Genomic DNA, 17,246 nt, shown 5'->3' with positions numbered 1-17,246 from the left:
TCCCCCTGCCTGGCAAGTAATTAAACTTGCTGGTCAGGGGGATTTTATTTGTGCCCTGGAGAGGAATCGAACCTCCGACACCCGCTTTAGGAGAGCGGTGCTCTATCCACTGAGCTACCAAGGCAATAGCACTAGATTACAACATTGGAATCTGGGAGAAAAAAGAGGGGGCAATTTTACATCCGGTCCCAAAACAAACAGCTAAGCTACAAGTTAACTATTAACTTAACTTTATTGGGAGTGGCCATGTCGAAGCCTGCTTTTCATGATGTACAACGCCGAGCCATCGCTGTTCACCAAATCACTAAGGATAATATTCCGGTCCTGGCTATTGATGAAGTAGACGATGATGGCAGCTCACGGCGCATTATGCTGCTCAACAAATACGATGCAAAGCAACTGAGTGCAGCTTGTGATCGATATTTGCAGCAGGTCTACTCCGCAAGCTTTGCCGGCGTAAACACTGATCTTTCTCCCGAGGACATGGCTGACCTTTTTGGTGATGATTAAGCCAAAGCCTCAAGCTTGGCAATAACCTCAGCAGCTGGGGGATTAGTGGCATGGGTGCCATCTGAATACAGGACAGTGGGAACCACGCGGTTGCCATTGTTTACAGATTTCACCCATTCACCGGCCTCTTCATCACGATCAACGTCGATGAGATCAAATTCCTGGCCTTTAAGTCCGCGAAGCAATGCTGCGCAGTAGGGGCACCAATCGGTGGCGTAGATGGTTACATTGCTCATTTTTTAGTCCTTAATATAACGGAGGAATTTGTAGCGGTAGTCGCCAGATTCTTGCCATTCAGATTCTTTATCCAAATGGAAATCCTCCGGGATTTCGGGGGCGAATACAGCATTAGGAAGCTCTATTTCGACGTCGATAAGCGTTATTTCAAGCACGTCAGCGGCACCTACGGTGGCGCGGTAGACCTCGCCGCCCCCAATGATCCAGCCCTCTTGGGGGATTTCGGTGATGACGCTGGCGCCCTGGGACCACTCGCCGGGCTCTCGGGTGGAAAGCACGAGGTTGTCGCGGCCGGGAAGTGGTTTGAAAGGCAGCGACTCCCAGGTGCGGCGGCCCATAATCACTGGTTGGCCGAGGGTAACGGCCTTGAAGTGTTTAAGGTCTTCGGGGATGTGCCAGGGCATGCCGAGGCCATCGCCGATGACACCATTTCGGCTTTGAGCCCAAATCGCCCCGATCATACGGCGACTTTGCCGCGGATCACTGGGTGGGGATCATAACCTGCGACGGCGATGTCCTCGAAGGTGTAGTCGAGGATGGAATCAGCCTTGCGCAGTTCCAGGGTTGGGTAAGGTCGCGCCTCGCGGGAAAGCTGTTCGGCAACCTGCTCGCGGTGGTTGTCATAAATGTGGCAATCGCCGCCGGTCCAAATAAACTCGCCAACCTCCAGGCCTGCCTGCTGGGCAAACATGTGGGTAAGCAGAGAGTAGGACGCAATATTAAAAGGCACGCCGAGGAACATGTCTGCAGAGCGCTGGTAAAGCTGGCAAGAAAGCTTGCCATCAGCTACGTAGAACTGGAAGAGCAGGTGGCAGGGGGGAAGTGCCATGTTTTCCAGCTCAGAAACATTCCACGCGGAGACAATATTGCGGCGGGAGTTTGGATTGGTCTTTAGGGTCTCAAGGGCACCTGCGATTTGGTCGATGTGACGGCCATCGGGGGTGGGCCAAGAACGCCACTGCACGCCATAAACGGGGCCGAGTTCGCCATCTTCATCGGCCCACTCATTCCAAATGCGGATGTTATTGTCCTGCAGCCACTTCACATTGGAATCGCCACGAAGGAACCACAAAAGCTCGCCGACCACCGAGTGGAAATGCACCTTCTTGGTGGTCAGGAGGGGGAAACCATCCGCTAAGTTAAAACGGATTTGCTGGCCAAAAAGCGAGGTGGTGCCGGTGCCAGTGCGGTCGTCCTTGTGGGAGCCCTCTTCAACAATCTTTTTTAGGAGATCTTCATAAGGGGTAACAGTCATGGGGCTAATGCTATACCTGAACGACTTCTGAAGCACACCCCTTTAGTAGGACCCGTTTGCCTCGTAGAAGTCCTTGCACATCTTCAAAAGGTCTTCGGCCAGCTCGGGGCGACAAATAAGGACATCGGGAAGGTAGGTGTCCTTATTGTTATAGGTCAACTCGGAGCCATCCAAACGAGAGCAGTGCAAACCTGCAGCCTTGCAGACGCCAACCGGAGCAGCAGAATCCCATTCATACTGGCCACCGGCGTGGATATAAGCGTCATAATCACCGAGCAATACGTGCATGGCCTTGGCACCTGCGGAGCCAAGCGCTTCGGTAACAAAACCAAGCTGATCAGCGCAGTGCAGGGCCACCTTTGGCGGGCGGTTGTGGGAAATCGCGATGACCTTGGAATAAGGGCCGGTCACTGCGCGGGCATCTGCTGAGTGGAAGACCACTCCGAGGTCAGGCAGGCCAACGGCGGCGTGGGTGGGGATGCCATTTTCTACTAGGGCGATGTGTACGGCCCAGTCCTGGCGTCCGGTGGCAAATTCTTTGGTGCCATCTAGTGGGTCGATAATCCAGACGCGGTCCTTGGACAGGCGGTCTAAATTATCGGCTGCTTCTTCCGAAAGGAAACCATCATCAGGGCGGTGTTGCTCCAAAACGCGAGCAATCCAGTTTTGGGCTAGATCATCGCCAGCGTCGCCGAGATTGCGACCACGCAGGAGGCCAACATTGCGGACACCTTTAAGGATTTCACCAGTGCCCTGGGCTAGACGGTGGGTGAGGATTGAATCATCAATCTGAGCAGTCATGTTATTAATCCTAGATGTTTGGTTACATTAAGGCATGGCATATAGCGTTCTTTCCCGATTCCGTCCCCAAGTAGCTGAGTGGTTCCGGGATGTCTTTGCGGCGCCAACCCCCGTTCAGGAAGGCACCTGGGAAGCGGTTTCAGAAGGAAAAAATGCGCTTGTTGTAGCCCCAACAGGTAGTGGTAAGACCCTCGCAGCCTTCCTCTGGGCGCTGAATTCGCTCACCGAACAAACAGGTCAAACGGTTCTAGATACCGGCACTCCAGTTCCGGTTAAAGGTGGGAAGGTGAAAGTACTTTATATTTCCCCGCTGAAGGCGCTCGGTGTGGACGTGGAAAATAACCTGCGTGCACCGCTCAATGGAATCGCGCGCACCGCTGCCAAAATGGGGCTTGATGTGCCGAATATCACCATGGCTGTGCGCTCGGGAGACACCCCTCCAGCTGAGCGTGCCCGCCAGGTTCGCAAAGCTCCAGACATTCTGATTACCACTCCGGAATCTGCCTACCTCATGCTCACCTCCAAGGCCGGAGCAATCCTCTCTGATGTAGACGTGGTGATTATTGATGAAATCCACGCCATGGCAGGCACCAAAAGGGGAGTGCACCTAGCGCTGACCTTGGAGCGCCTAGAAATGCTCACCAAGCGCCCGGTGCAAAGAGTCGGACTTTCCGCTACCGTGCGCCCTTTGGAAACAGTGGCCTCATTTTTGGGAGGTAACCGCCCGGTCACCATTGTGGCCCCACCTGCGGAAAAGAAGTGGGAACTTACCGTCACAGTTCCCGTGGAAGATATGTCGGATCTGCCCACCCAAGAACCTGGTTCCACCATTGGGGAATATGTCATCGACGATCCCCTGGGGCTGACAAGCGAATCTGCACTACCGACCCAGGGCTCTATCTGGCCACATATTGAACAGCAGGTTTATAACCAGGTCATGTCGGCCAAGTCCACCATTGTCTTTGTGAACTCCCGGCGTTCTGCGGAGCGTTTGACCAGCAGGTTAAATGAGATCTGGGCGCAGGAACATGATCCCGAGTCGCTTTACCCGGACCTGCGTCGGCCACCAGCACAGGTTATGGGCTCTGATACCGCGGGAGCTGCACAAGTAATTGCGCGCGCCCACCATGGGTCGGTATCCAAGGATGAGCGAGCCATTACCGAAACCATGCTTAAAGAAGGCCGTCTGCGGGCGGTTATTTCCACCTCCTCCCTGGAACTCGGCATCGACATGGGTGCAGTGGAGCTGGTCATCCAGGTGGAATCGCCGCCGTCCGTGGCAAGTGGGTTGCAGCGCGTGGGGCGCGCGGGGCACTTCGTGGGGGCGACGTCGATAGGCTCCTTTTACCCGAAGCACCGCGCCGATTTGGTGCAAACCGCGGTGACGGTACAGCGCATGAAAGAGGGGCTAATTGAGGAGCTTCACGTGCCCAAAAATGCCCTTGACGTGCTCGCACAGCAAACCGTGGCGGCCGTGTCCATAGCGGATGTTAATGTCGACCAGTGGTACGAAACCGTGCGGAAATCCTATCCCTATAGGGAGCTGGCCCGGGAGGTTTATGATTCGGTCATTGATTTAGTCAGCGGGGTTTATCCCTCCACTGACTTTGCGGAACTGCGCCCCCGCGTGGTCTTCGATCGTGTCTCTGGCATGCTCGAATCCCGCCCCGGCGCGCAGCGAGTGGCGGTGACCAGTGGTGGCACCATCCCAGACCGCGGCATGTTCGGCGTGTTCCTCATCGGCGATGGCCCGCGCCGGGTGGGCGAACTCGACGAAGAGATGGTCTACGAATCCCGGGTGGGAGACGTCTTCACCCTCGGTGCCTCCAGTTGGCGCATTGAGGAAATCACTCGTGACCAGGTGATTGTTAGCCCCGCACCGGGCCACACCGGCCGCCTGCCATTTTGGACCGGCGATGCTGCCGGGCGCCCCGCCGAGCTAGGCAAGGCCCTAGGCGCTTTTCGACGCACCACCCTCGCTGATCCAGTATCTTCCGGTCTAGAAGGCTGGGCGCATGATAATTTGCTGGCTTTTCTCCGCGAACAGGAGGAAGCAACGGGCATCCTCCCCGATGAAAAAACCCTGGTGCTGGAACGCTTCAAAGATGAAGTAGGGGACTGGCGCATTGTATTGCACACCCCTTATGGACGTGGGGTAAATGCCGCCTGGGCGCTGGCAATTGGGGCGAAAATCGCAGAAAACACTGGGATGGATGCCCAGGCAGTATCTGGCGATGACGGCATTGTGCTGCGCCTTCCGGATGGGGAGGAACCCAGCTCCGCGCTGTTTATGTTTGATGCGGATGAAATCGAGAAGATTGTCACTGAGCAGGTGGGAAACTCCGCGCTTTTTGCTAGCCGTTTCCGTGAGTGCGCAGCTAGGGCGTTGCTCCTCCCGCGGCGCAATCCAGGCAAGCGCGCCCCACTTTGGCAGCAGCGCCAACGTGCTGCCCAGCTGCTGGACGTAGCGCGTAAATACCCCAGTTTCCCAATCATTTTGGAAACTGTCCGTGAGTGCCTCCAGGATGTTTATGATCTCCCAGCACTGAAGGAGCTGATCTCTGACCTGCAATTAAGGAAGGTCCGAATCGCAGAGGTCACTACGCAGCAGCCTAGTCCCTTTGCCTCCTCCCTGCTGTTTAACTACACCGGCGCATTTATGTATGAGGGGGACAGCCCGCTGGCCGAAAAGCGCGCGGCAGCCCTGGCATTGGACCCGACGCTTTTGGCGAAGCTTCTGGGGGAAGTTGAGCTACGCCAATTACTTGATCCGGAGATTATCCAAGAAGTCCATGACCAGCTTCGCAGGACTAAAGATCGCGCGGCGAGAAATAACGAGGAACTTGCGGACTCGCTCAGGATCCTAGGCCCAATTCCCCTGGATGAGCTGGGCGAACACATTACTTTTGAAAACCCCAACCTGGGTGATCGAGCAATGACAGTGCGGATTAACGGCCGCCCGCACCTTGCCCAGGTTCTGGATGCACCCCTGTTGCGCGATGCTTTGGGAATCCCCGTCCCTCCAGGAGTCCCAGCACAGGTGGAAACCATTAGCGATGCCATGGAACAGCTGGTCAATCGCTGGGTACGTACCCGAGGCCCCTTTGTTGCAAATGACCTCGCAGATGCCTTTGGCCTGGGAATCGCCCAAGCGATCACCTTCTTGCGCTCAGCACCGGTCACCGAAGGACATTATCGACAAGGCATCGCCGAACAAGAATATTGCGCCACGGAGGTTCTGGGCATCATCCGCCGCCGCAGCCTCGCACTCGCGCGGAAACAAACCCGCCCAGTGTCGCAATCGGCTTATGCGCGCTTCTTGCTGGATTGGCAGCAGGTGGCGCCTGTCGGCAAGCATCCGACGCTGCGCGGGGTGGATGGCACCTATGCGGTGATTGAGCAGCTCGCCGGGGTGCGATTGCCGGCGAGCGCCTGGGAGGATTTGGTGTTGCCCAGCCGCGTGGATTATTCCCCGGCGCACTTGGATGAGCTCACCGCTAACGGTGAGGTGCTGATTGTTGGTGCCGGCCAAGCCGGCAGCCGTGACCCCTGGATCACCTTGTTGCCCGCTGACTACGCCGGGCAACTGGTCGGGGAGGCGTCGACAAGCTTGACGCCTTTGCAGGAAGCGGTGGTGGAGCAGCTCAAGCCCGGTGGCGGATTTTTATTTAGCGATATCCTGGCGGCGAATTTTGGCTATACCGCCGCGCAGGTGCAGGAGGCGATTTGGGGGCTGGTGGAGGCTGGGGTGGTCAGCCCCGACAGCTTCGCGCCGATTCGCGCGCGCCTTGCGTCCGGAGGTGCACATAAAGCGAAGCGTCGGCCGAGCCGCTCCCGGGTGCGTACGCGCACGTCATTTTCCACCGAAGTGCCCCCTGACATGCGCGGACGTTGGTCGCTGACGGTGCAGCCCGCCGATGCGACCAGTCGCTCCGTGGCGCACGGCGAGGCCTGGCTGGACCGCTACGGCGTGGTCACCCGCGGCAGCGTGGTTGCCGAAGACGTTGTCGGAGGCTTCGCGCTGGCCTATAAGGTGCTCTCGGGTTTTGAGGAAAGCGGCAAAGCCATGCGCGGCTACCTCATTGAAGGTCTGGGCGCGGCGCAATTTTCCACGCCCGCCATCATCGACCGCCTCCGGGGCAACGACGATTCCCCCGACGTTGAAGGGTGGCCCTCCGGTGCCACCGACCCCGACGTCTACCTCATCGCGGCGGCCGACCCCGCCAACCCCTACGGCGCCGCGCTCCCGTGGCCCGAGACCGGAAACCGCGCTGCGGGTGCGATGGTGGTGCTTTGCGACGGACTCCTGTTGGCGCATGTCTCTCGCGGCGGGCGCACTCTTAATGTTTTCCACCCAGATATCGAGAAGATTTCCCGGGCGCTGGCCACCTATGACCGTTTGACCGTGGAAAAAATCAATGGAGAAAGTGTTTTTGATTCTCCGCTGCTGGAGGAGTTCCGAAGCTTCGCGTCGATTACTCCCAAAGGCATGAAGTTTAGGGAGACAAAGCGGGCAGAAACCATTAGTTTTGATGATCAACCAAGGCCATTTCGTGGAGGCTTCGGACGGCGATAACCTAGTGATATGCCCGAAGGTGATTCAGTTTTTCAGCTCTCCCGGCGCCTGCAGTTTATGCGGGGTAGGGAAGTCCTAGAAACCTCTTTGCGAGTTCCCTCTGTGGCGCTCCACGATTTCACTGGCAGCACTGTGCACCGAGTGTGGCCCTATGGGAAAAACCTTTTTATGCAGTTTGGGGATGAGGTTCTCCACACCCACCTCAAGATGGAAGGTTCGTGGGCAGTACATCGCAAAGGTGACAGGTGGCGAAAACCAAGTCACACTGCCCGAGTAGTCCTGGTGCTCTCTGAAAACATTGAGATTGTGGGGCATTCATTGGGATTTGTGCGGGTGTTTCCCATCCAGGAATATCCCGAGCGCATTGCAGGCTTTGGCCCTGATGTGCTTGGGGACTTTGATGCGAGGCTTGCGCGGGAGAATATTTTGCAGCAGCCTCAGCGCAGTATTGGGGAAGCCTTGTTGGACCAATCCAACCTAGCAGGGGTGGGCAATGAATACCGTGCAGAAATTTGCTTCTTGCTGGGGGTACATCCTGCGACACCGGTTGCTTCAGTAGATGTAGATCAGGCTTTGCGGATTACTCGACGCCTTATGTGGGAAAACCGGAACTCCCCGTTGCGAGTGACCACGGGTGTGCGTCGCGCCGGGGAGTCTTCCTATGTTTTTGGAAGGAATAATAAGCCCTGCCGGCGCTGCGGAACGCGGATCCAAAAGGCTCAATTGGGGGAACGCATTATCTGGTGGTGTCCGCGCTGCCAGCCACTAGTATCAGGCGTGTGAAACTAATACTTAATCTTATTTGGCTGGTTTTTGGTGGCATTTGGCTAGCTTTGGGATATGTCTTTTTCGGCATCGTCGCCTGCTGCCTGATTATTACTATTCCCGCAGGCGTAGCAAGTTTTAGGATGGCTAGCTACGCGCTATGGCCATTTGGTAGAACCGTGGTGCGCACTGGAGGAAGCTTCTCCGCCTTGCACAATGTCATCTGGTTCGTCTTTGCTGGTTTCTGGCTGGCGCTTGGGCACGTGGCTACTGCAATTGCCCAAGCGATCACCATAATCGGCATCCCCCTGGCCATTGCCAACCTAAAGATGATTCCAATTACGTGTTTTCCATTTGGAAAACAGATTGTTGCTAGTCCAAACTCGACTTTTTAGCGGTGTTCCTGCGAATGAGTTTGATCAAGAAATAAAGCAGAACCAATACGATGACTACGTAAATGACCGTGGAATAGTTCTCAAACCAGAGGGAAACCGTTTCCCACTCAGCGCCGAGAGCTACGCCAGCCCAGATGAGGATGGCATTCCAGATGGTGCTTCCAACTGCGGTGAGTACGCCGAACATGATGGGGTTCATTTTATCTACACCTGCGGGAATGGAAATGAGGCTGCGGACTCCGGGCACTAGCCTGCCGAAAAATACGGAGTAGCGACCATACTTTTCAAACCAAAGCAAAGACTTATCGACGTCGGTGGCATCAACCAACCACATTTTGTCGGCAATCTCGCGCAATCGCCTCGCGCCCACGGCACGGCCTAATCCGTAGAGCAAATAGGCGCCAGTAACGGATCCAATGACGGACCAAATTAGTGCTGCCCATACATTTAGATCACCCTGGGTAGTGGTGAAGCCCGCGAGCGGAAGGACTACTTCGCTGGGGATTGGTGGGAAGACGTTTTCCAAAAATACGGCAAAACCCACACCAGGAGCCCCCAAGGCCTCCATGAGCGAGATAATCCAGTTCATGATCATTGTGGGTTCCTCCGAGAACTCTTAAAAGATGCAGCCCATGCGGGGACTACGGGATACAGAATTAACAGCTGCCAAACCCATTCGACATGAAATACCCAATGCAAAAGGGCCAGCGCCGTCAGGAAAGAGATGACGGAGACAATAGAAAATTCGTCGAAAGTTTTGGGTTTTTCGGCGCGCATGTAGCCATCCTATCTATTTCTAAGAGCTTCAGGGGTTCGTCGAAAAGCAAAAGACGCTGACTGCGGGGCAGTCAGCGTCTTGGGGAGGTTAGCGGTTGGCGCGGTACCACTTGATCAATGCGTCGGTGGAGGAGTCGCCGGAATTGACTTCTTCCTCGCCGGAAACTGCTGGAGCGAGGTCATTGGCCTGTTGTTTGCCCAGTTCAACGCCCCACTGGTCGAAGGAATTGATATCCCAAATGACGCCCTGGACCATGACGATGTGCTCGTAGAGAGCGATGAGCGCACCCAATACCGCAGGAGTAAGCTCTTCCGCGAGGATCGTGGTGGTGGGGCGATTACCTGGCATGACCTTGTGGTTTACCAAGTCAGCTGCAACACCTTCGGCTGCGATCTCTTCAGCGGTCTTACCAAATGCGAGAACCTTCGTCTGGGCGAAGAAGTTGCTCATCAGGAGGTCGTGCATGGTGCGATCGCCAGCTGGAAGATCCTTCTTGGGGCGCGCAAAGCCGATGAAATCAGCAGGCACTAGGCGCGTGCCCTGGTGAATGAGCTGGAAGAAGGCGTGCTGGCCATTGGTGCCTGGTTCGCCCCAGTAAATTTCGCCGGTGCCGGTGGAAACAGGGGTGCCATCGCGGTGCACAGACTTACCATTGGACTCCATGGTCAGCTGCTGCAGGTACGCGGCAAAGCGGCTCAGATCCTCAGAGTAGGGAAGTACGGCGTGGGTTTCGGCGCCGTAGAAGTCGGAATACCAAACGCCCAACAAGCCCATGAGAACGGGGATGTTCTCGGAAAATTCAGCAGTGCGGAAGTGCTCGTCCATAGCGTGGAAGCCTCCGAGGAAGCGCATGAAGTCACGAGGGCCGATAACTGCCATCAAAGAAAGTCCCACTGCGGAGTCGACGGAGTAACGTCCGCCTACCCAGTCCCAGAAGCCAAACATGTTGTCGGTGTCGATGCCGAACTCAGCTACCTTTTCCGCGTTGGTGGAAACGGCGACAAAGTGCTTGGAGACAGCTTCCTCACCAAGCTTTTCGACGAGCCATGCACGAGCAGCGTGCGCATTAGAAAGGGTTTCCTGGGTGGTGAAAGTCTTGGAAGCGATAACAAAAAGGGTGGATTCCGCATCCAGATCTTCCAAGGTTGCAACCAAGTCAGCTGGATCGACGTTGGACACAAATTCTGCAGTAATACCAGCGGTGGCATAAGCACGCAGTGCCTTGGTAGCCATTGCAGGTCCGAGGTCGGATCCGCCGATGCCGATGTTCACAATCTTCTTAATGGTGTGGCCGGTGTGTCCAAGCCACTTACCAGAGCGAAGTGCAGTTGCGAAGTCGCGCATGCGCCCGAGGGTTTCGTGTACATCGGCAGCGACGTCCTGGCCATCTACTTCCAAGTTTGCTTCCGCAGGCAGGCGCAATGCGGTGTGCAGAACTGCACGGTCTTCGGTGTTGTTTAGGTGCGCGCCTGCAAACATTTCGTCGATGCGTGCTCGCAAACCCGCTTCTTCAGTAAGCGCGAGGAGGCGGGTAAAGGTTTCATCATTTGCCAAGTTCTTCGAGAGATCAACGTGCAGGCCGGCTGCGGAAAAGGTGAATTTCTCCGCACGGTCACCTTCGGAAAAAAGCTCGCGCAAAGTCGTTCCTTTGAAAGACGAGTAGTGCTCAGCGAGTTGCTTCCAGGCTGCGGTTGTTGAAATATTTGGCATCAAAACTCCTTGAAAATTGTAGGTATGACTTCAGGTTAGCCCGACTGTGGGGCTCTGCGCAGAAGAACGAGCCCCTGCTACCTAATTAACCCTTTTCCCAAGGAAAATTCTTCTTTTTGTCTTTGCGATACCCCTACTTCTCGCGTTCCCAGCGCCGGTTAAATGCGGCGCGGTGCTGTGCAACCGTTTGAGCCCACCTTGCATTTTTGGGAGATAGTGGTCCGTTTGGCTCTGTTACCGACCAGGTTCCATCACCCATCAACCACACAATGATTCCGGAGTAGGGATCCAGCAGGTAGTTGATCCGGCCATCGGTTTTCATATTGTGGTGGTGCTGGCACAAGCTACCTGTGCCTTCCAGTGACGTTTCCCCACCTTCTTCAAAAGGAATTCGGTGATCAACCTGAGCCTTGTGCGCTGGCACCGAACATCCCGGGAATCTACATGTCCCATCTCTTCCGATAATGGCGGCACGAAGGGCAGGAGGCGGGTCATGCTTATCGGTGGTTATTTTTGCTGCTTCGTCCATGTTGCGGGTTTTGGTGGCTCGTGCTGACCAGAACTGGCCAGCCTTCGCATCAAGCCACCCAATTCCGCTGGCCCAAACTGGAGATTCCGCTAGATCAGAGGCGGAGTAGAGGTTGAGGTGAACGACGACGTGGATTTTGTTGCGAAGAATATCGCTAAAGGCTTCTCCGTAGGTGAGCTCATTAGCTTTCGCATGTTTGGTCACGGCTTCATTGATGATGTAGCCATCCACTGCATCAACGGTTGCTCCCACTTCCGCACTGCCATCTGGCTTAAAATCCACGCCAAAACTGACATCATCCTGAGTTCCTCGGGAACCTGTGGCTCTTGCGTCGTCAAGCATGTCTCTTATGTCTTTGATGCGGCGGCTAATAGCCGCGGCGCTGGGCAGGACCTGGTTTGGCGAGGTTGCGGTGAGGAACTCCCTGAGCAGGCGGTCAGCTTCCGGCAGGTTTGTGGGGTTGATGCCGGCCAGGGCATTGCTGATGGCAATAAGGCGAGTGCAATCCAAATGAAATAACTCCAATTGCAGAGCTTCCAGCTGGGGTAGATCTCGCAGCGTGGCAAAAGCGATAGACAAGCGCGAAATATAATCGCGGGGCACTCCCGTTACGGTTGCCAGACTAGCCATTGCGGTCGAATGGTCTTCGGTGTCTTCTGGAAGTGCGTCCTGCCAAAATAGATGTTCAAGTTCGCGAAGCTTGGTTTTCTGCACCGCGAGGGGATTGTCGGGATTATTAACTGAGTAAAAGTTTCCTATCATGTGCCCTCCTTGCCCTCAATGTATCTAGGTTGCAGATTTTCGGGAAATGTCCGTAAGTGCAGCCTGTGGATAACTACCTAGCAGGCATGAAAAAACCCTGACCTTTTAAATAAGTACAGGCCAGGGTATGTAAAAAATTTTCTAAATTGTGGATTAACCGAGCTTTCCGCGGCCCATGCGGAGGAGGATGCCGGCTAGTGCTGGGCCTTCCTCTCCGATTTCTTCACGGAATTGGTTAATAATGGCAACCTCGCGGGTATGGACCAAACGGGTTCCGCCCGAGCTCATGCGGGTTTTTCCAATAGTTTGGGAGATTGCAGTACGACGCTTGACTGCATCGATAATTTCGCGATCTAGACGGTTGATCTCCTCGCGATACTTTTGGATTTCCGCATCAGATAGCGGGTCATCTGTGCCAGAGGGCATCCTGATCTCGAAGTCTCCATTAGTCATAGAAACTATTCTGCCATGTTTGGTGTGAGAACTTGTGTGTCCACCCCACCTAGTAGGTTATTGAAGTAATGAATACTTCACCTTTTAACCCAAGTAATAGCCCTGATCTTCTAGAAGGGCTGAATGAGCAGCAAAGGGCAGCCGTTGAGCATATCGGTTCTCCTTTGCTTATTGTGGCAGGCGCCGGTTCTGGCAAGACTGCGGTGCTTACTCGTCGCATTGCATATTTGATGCAGCATAGGGGAGTGCAGCCACAGGAAATTTTGGCCATTACCTTTACCAACAAAGCTGCAGCTGAAATGCGGGAACGTGTTGCAGGTCTGGTCGGACCCGTCGCGGAGCGCATGTGGGTGGCAACTTTCCACTCCGTGTGCGTGCGAATTTTGCGCCAGCAGGCGCAACTGGTGCCAGGCCTTAATACAAACTTCACCATTTATGATTCCGATGATTCCAGGCGACTGCTCACCATGATCGCCAAGGATTTAGAACTCGATATTAAGAAGTTTTCGGCCCGCACGTTATTGTCCGCAATTTCTAATCTGAAAAATGAATTAGTTACTCCGGAAGAAGCGATGGCCGATGCTGCGCGGACTCACAACCCCTTTGAAACCGCTATAGCCAGGGCTTTTGCTGAATACCAAGGCCGTATGCGTCGCGCAAATGCGGTGGACTTTGATGACCTCATTGGGGAAACTGTGAGGATTTTTAAGGAACAACCCGCAGTGGTTGAGTATTATCGCCGTCGCTTCCGCCATGTGCTTATCGACGAGTACCAGGACACCAACCACGCCCAGTATGAGCTCATCTCAACGCTAGTGGGGCAGGAATCTGAACTCTGTGTGGTGGGCGACTCTGACCAGTCCATTTATGCATTCCGTGGCGCTACTATCCGCAATATTGAGGAATTTGAGCGGGATTATCCCAATGCTCGCACCATTTTATTGGAGCAAAATTACCGTTCCACCCAGACCATTCTGAGCGCAGCCAATGCGGTGATCGCCCAAAACGAAAATCGTCGGCCGAAGAAGTTGTGGACGGACCTCGGAGAAGGCGACAAGATTGTTGCCTACGTAGCCGACAATGAACATGATGAGGCTCGGTTTATCGCCTCTGAAATTGATGCCATCGGCGGTCGCTACAACTACTCCGACATCGCTATTATGTACCGCACTAATAATTCTTCGCGAGCCCTCGAAGATGTCTTCATGCGCAACGGCATCCCCTACAAGGTCGTCGGCGGCACCAAATTCTACGAGCGCAAAGAAATTCGCGATATCATTGCCTACCTGCGTGTTCTGGAAAACCCCGACGATACCGTCAACCTCCGCCGCATCATTAATACCCCCAAACGCGGCATCGGCGACCGCGCGCAAGCCTTCATCGCACTGCACGCGGAAAACAACCAAATCAGCTTCGGGCAGGCGCTTATCGACGCGGGCAACGGGCAGGTTGACCTGCTTGGCGCCCGGGGCAAGAACGCAGTAATTAAGTTCAATGAGCTTCTCGACGCGCTACGCAGTGAGTTCCCACTTGAGGATCGCCCCGACATCGGGCAGATTATTAATCGCATCCTAGACCTCACTGGATACAAGGCAGAGCTTGAAGCCTCCAATGATCCTCAGGATGGAGCACGCCTAGACAACCTCAATGAGTTGGTATCGGTGGCTCGTGAGTTTTCGGCTGATGCTGCAAACCGCCTGGCTTATGAAGATGACCCCGAGGCGGGCACCCTACAGGCCTTCTTGGAAAGGGTTTCTCTAGTCGCCGACGCTGATCAGATCCCCGATTCTGACAATGGCGTGGTGACCTTGATGACCCTGCACACCGCAAAGGGCTTGGAGTTCCCAGTTGTCTTTATTACCGGCTGGGAAGATGGCCAGTTCCCGCATATGCGCTCATTGGGAGATTCCAAGGAGCTCGCAGAGGAAAGGCGTTTGGCCTACGTGGGAATTACCCGTGCGCGCAAGCGCCTATATCTCACCCGTTCGATGTTGCGCAGCTCTTGGGGTAATCCAGTAACCAACCCACCTTCACGCTTCTTGGATGAGATTCCAGCCGAACTGCTTGAGTGGATCCGTGAAGAGCCCCAAAGGAATGCCTGGACTCCGAAGCCACGTAATAGGCAGTTGGAGCTGGCAGTTGGGGACCGTGTTAATCACGATAAGTACGGATTGGGCAGAGTTATTGCTGCTGATGGTTCGGGCTCTCGAGCCACTGTCACGATCGATTTTGGGTCTGCAGGTAAGGTGCGTCTCATGCTCCTAGGTGGCGTTCCTATGGAAAAGCTGTAGAAACACGAGAAGGCGACCATATGGTCGCCCTCGTAGTTAAAGAGTAATTCCGCGTTCTGCCAGCCACGGTGCTGGATCAATTGGAGCGCCGCCCTGAGGATAAACCTCGAAGTGGAGGTGGGAGCCGGTGGAAAAGCCACGGTTTCCCATACCTGCGATGCGGTCTCCAGCCTTCACGGTTTGACCAACGGTTACCTCGACAGTTTCCATGTGACCATAAACAGTGATGGTGCCGTCTGCATGCTGCAGGCGAACCCAGTTACCAAAGCCGGAAGCAGGACCTGCGTCGATAACGGTGCCGTCCATTACAGCGAGGATTGGGGTGCCGATTGCATTGGCGATATCTACGCCATTGTGATTTGCGCCCCAACGGCTACCAAAACCGGAAGTGTAAGAGCCTTCGGCTGGCTTAACAACAGAAGGACCGCGAGCATCGAGGTCAGCTTGGATGCGATCAGCGTTGTATTGGATGGTCTTGGTGATCTGCTCACCAAGGTTTACAACCGGCTTGAATTCTGCGATTGAAAGGATCTGTGGTGCGGAGCTTCCAACTGGTGCAACTTCATTAGCTGCCAGCTGGTACTCAACGTCATTGGTCTGGGCAGCAACTGCTCCACCAGCTCCGGCGGTGGAAACCGCACCGGTGGCGACCGCTACAAATGCGACACGACCCTTGGTCACCTGTGAAGTGGTTTGCTTACGGTGCTTACCTCGGGTGTGCTCCTGCAATTTCGCCTGCTTCCAATCATTGCCACAATTTTTATCACGCTAGTGAAGTTCAATTGTGACCATCTTGTTATCTACCGGAAGTAACACTAGCGGGATTGACTGCGGTGAGCAAGTGAAATAGCGATTTTCTATAACAATTCAGTCTTTTCTAGCGAAATTAAAGAGACCTTTTAAGGAAAGCCGTGACGTGCCGTCGCCAAAAGGGGAGCAATTGGTGGCACAGTTATCAGGTGATGAGCAAGAATAATTCGCAAACACGACCCGGTTCAATTCGGCGCCGCCGACCCAAACCACAGGCATCCACACCTTCCGCACCCACTAAAAAGCAGTCACGCCTGAGACGCTTTTTACCCACGGTATTAATTCCGCATGGCGTGGCGCTGTTACTGGTAGTGATCGTCGCTGTTGTTGCTCTAATGTTCACCGCAACCTCGATGGTGAACTTGCCAGCGACGATCGCACAATTATGGCTGTCATTAAATATGGGAGCCGTGTCCGGCAGTGGGCAAACCATATCTGTGCTTCCGATGCTTCCAGGTTTGCTCTTCTTTTGGGCTATCGCCTGGAGAGTCCATCAAGCGGTTAAAGATCGCGCCAGCATCGCAGATCTTTTTGTGCTCTTGGGCCTAACTGTGGCGGCACCGCTCATTTTGAGCCTTGTCGCCGGGGCAATGCTCCTTGATGCTTCTGCAGTCTTAAATGTGGGTGTGCCTCCGGTTTATTGGCTGCTGCGCATCCTCTTGCTGCATATCTGTGCCATGTTCTTGGGCATGGGGCCGCGACTGTGGCGCGCCCTGGCCCGCCGCTACGGCGTTCCAGAGTGGCTTGTCGACGCCGGAACGCAGGCAAGGCGATTTGTTTTGATTTTCGCAGCGGTTGCAACAGTGATTGTCGTTATTATTACTGCAGTAAATCACCAAGCATTTGGCGCCACCCTGGCAGGTTATGAGGGGGCATCTATAGCGGGGCTGATCTTTTTAAGCCTGTTGTATCTCCCTAATATCGTCGTCTTTTGTATGGGAGTGATCTTAGGTGCACCATTAAGCTTCGGGGAGGCGTCGATAAGCCTATTTAGCGTGCATACGGTTCCCTTGCCACCTTTGCCGATTCTCGCGGCGCTGCCGGCAAGCGCCCCGCAATGGGGCGTTGCCCTGTTGGTGATCCCGGCGGTGATTGCAGCGTGGATTTTTGTTAAAAACCCCATGCGGTTCAGCGTGAATATTGCCACGGCTGGCTTTGCTGCGATGTTTATTGTGCTGTTGGGGCTCTACGCTGGCGGTGTACTGGGCGTTTATAACTATGTGGGACTTAATCTGCTGATTGCCGGTGGCATGGTGCTGGCTTATTTGCTGATTGTGGGGCTGTTGATTTTCGGTATCGATAAGCTGCGTACCCCGGTTCCTAGTGAAGAAATCGAAGCCTCCGATGATGGTTCTGAGGAGGATTCCCATTAAC

The 17,246-nt window shown here is 54.8% G+C and carries 15 protein-coding genes and 1 tRNA gene; 6 read left to right on the top strand and 10 right to left on the bottom strand.

The window, feature by feature from the left end; all coding sequences use genetic code 11:
* Positions 1 to 51 precede the first annotated feature (51 nt).
* A tRNA-Arg gene (locus SFC07_RS12360) sits at positions 52 to 124 on the bottom strand.
* Positions 125 to 246: 122 nt separating this feature from the next.
* Between SFC07_RS12360 and SFC07_RS12355 the strand changes: the two genes are divergently transcribed.
* A complete protein-coding gene (locus tag SFC07_RS12355; RefSeq protein WP_411208614.1) occupies positions 247 to 510 on the top strand; it encodes a hypothetical protein in 264 nt (87 codons plus the stop codon).
* On the opposite strand, the gene SFC07_RS12350 is transcribed toward SFC07_RS12355, so the two are convergent.
* From SFC07_RS12350 to SFC07_RS12335, 4 genes are read right to left on the bottom strand one after another with little or no spacing between them, the layout of a single operon-like run.
* Positions 507 to 746: a mycoredoxin gene (locus SFC07_RS12350; RefSeq protein ID WP_411208613.1), complete on the bottom strand. Its 240-nt coding sequence runs from the start codon at positions 744 to 746 to the stop codon at positions 507 to 509. The genes SFC07_RS12355 and SFC07_RS12350 overlap by 4 nt on opposite strands.
* 3 nt (positions 747 to 749) lie before the next feature.
* Entirely contained in the window at positions 750 to 1,208 is a 459-nt protein-coding gene (locus SFC07_RS12345) for a dihydrofolate reductase (RefSeq protein ID WP_411208612.1), read from the bottom strand.
* Positions 1,205 to 2,002 carry a thymidylate synthase gene (locus SFC07_RS12340; RefSeq protein WP_411208611.1) on the bottom strand — a complete coding sequence of 266 codons (798 nt, stop codon included), beginning with the start codon at positions 2,000 to 2,002 and terminating at the stop codon, positions 1,205 to 1,207. Before SFC07_RS12340 ends, SFC07_RS12345 begins: the two co-directional genes overlap by 4 nt.
* A gap of 42 nt (positions 2,003 to 2,044) precedes the next feature.
* On the bottom strand, positions 2,045 to 2,803 hold the full coding sequence (locus tag SFC07_RS12335) for a 3'(2'),5'-bisphosphate nucleotidase CysQ (RefSeq protein WP_411208610.1): 759 nt from the start codon (positions 2,801 to 2,803) through the stop codon (positions 2,045 to 2,047).
* A 34-nt stretch (positions 2,804 to 2,837) separates the two neighbouring features.
* On the opposite strand from SFC07_RS12335, the gene SFC07_RS12330 reads away from it, so the two are divergent.
* Genes SFC07_RS12330 through SFC07_RS12320 form a run of 3 tightly spaced genes read left to right on the top strand, consistent with a single transcriptional unit; the run spans position 2,838 to position 8,539 of the window.
* The gene (locus tag SFC07_RS12330) at positions 2,838 to 7,379 is read left to right on the top strand and encodes an ATP-dependent helicase (protein WP_411208609.1); all 4,542 of its coding nucleotides are present in this window, start codon (positions 2,838 to 2,840) and stop codon (positions 7,377 to 7,379) included.
* A gap of 9 nt (positions 7,380 to 7,388) precedes the next feature.
* Positions 7,389 to 8,162 (top strand): DNA-formamidopyrimidine glycosylase family protein, encoded by a 774-nt coding sequence (locus SFC07_RS12325; protein WP_411208608.1) that lies wholly within the window; start codon positions 7,389 to 7,391, stop codon positions 8,160 to 8,162.
* The gene (locus tag SFC07_RS12320) at positions 8,159 to 8,539 is read left to right on the top strand and encodes a YccF domain-containing protein (protein WP_411208607.1); all 381 of its coding nucleotides are present in this window, start codon (positions 8,159 to 8,161) and stop codon (positions 8,537 to 8,539) included. Before SFC07_RS12325 ends, SFC07_RS12320 begins: the two co-directional genes overlap by 4 nt.
* Here SFC07_RS12320 and SFC07_RS12315 read toward each other — a convergent pair.
* The 4 genes from SFC07_RS12315 to SFC07_RS12300 form a co-directional block, all read right to left on the bottom strand.
* The gene (locus SFC07_RS12315) at positions 8,517 to 9,134 is read right to left on the bottom strand and encodes a DedA family protein (RefSeq protein ID WP_411208606.1); all 618 of its coding nucleotides are present in this window, start codon (positions 9,132 to 9,134) and stop codon (positions 8,517 to 8,519) included. The genes SFC07_RS12320 and SFC07_RS12315 overlap by 23 nt on opposite strands.
* A gap of 270 nt (positions 9,135 to 9,404) precedes the next feature.
* Entirely contained in the window at positions 9,405 to 11,027 is a 1,623-nt protein-coding gene (pgi, locus tag SFC07_RS12310) for a glucose-6-phosphate isomerase (RefSeq protein WP_411208605.1), read from the bottom strand.
* Between the two features lie 133 nt (positions 11,028 to 11,160).
* Complete coding sequence (locus SFC07_RS12305; protein ID WP_411208604.1) at positions 11,161 to 12,318, bottom strand: HNH endonuclease signature motif containing protein; 1,158 nt, start codon at positions 12,316 to 12,318, stop codon at positions 11,161 to 11,163.
* A 153-nt stretch (positions 12,319 to 12,471) separates the two neighbouring features.
* Complete coding sequence (locus SFC07_RS12300; protein WP_411208603.1) at positions 12,472 to 12,771, bottom strand: chorismate mutase; 300 nt, start codon at positions 12,769 to 12,771, stop codon at positions 12,472 to 12,474.
* A gap of 68 nt (positions 12,772 to 12,839) precedes the next feature.
* On the opposite strand from SFC07_RS12300, the gene pcrA reads away from it, so the two are divergent.
* Positions 12,840 to 15,062 (top strand): DNA helicase PcrA, encoded by a 2,223-nt coding sequence (pcrA, locus tag SFC07_RS12295; protein ID WP_411208602.1) that lies wholly within the window; start codon positions 12,840 to 12,842, stop codon positions 15,060 to 15,062.
* Positions 15,063 to 15,098: 36 nt separating this feature from the next.
* Here pcrA and SFC07_RS12290 read toward each other — a convergent pair whose 3' ends face one another.
* Positions 15,099 to 15,791: a M23 family metallopeptidase gene (locus SFC07_RS12290; RefSeq protein WP_411208601.1), complete on the bottom strand. Its 693-nt coding sequence runs from the start codon at positions 15,789 to 15,791 to the stop codon at positions 15,099 to 15,101.
* A gap of 374 nt (positions 15,792 to 16,165) precedes the next feature.
* Between SFC07_RS12290 and SFC07_RS12285 the strand changes: the two genes are divergently transcribed.
* The gene (locus SFC07_RS12285) at positions 16,166 to 17,245 is read left to right on the top strand and encodes a DUF6350 family protein (RefSeq protein ID WP_411208600.1); all 1,080 of its coding nucleotides are present in this window, start codon (positions 16,166 to 16,168) and stop codon (positions 17,243 to 17,245) included.
* Position 17,246: the final 1 nt, after the last annotated feature.

Origin of the sequence: Corynebacterium callunae (assembly GCF_046592015.1) — a bacterium.
Classification (GTDB): Bacteria; Actinomycetota; Actinomycetes; order Mycobacteriales; family Mycobacteriaceae; genus Corynebacterium; species Corynebacterium callunae_A.
Note: the sequence above shows the minus strand (reverse complement) of the source record. Positions and strands in the feature narration are given on the sequence as shown.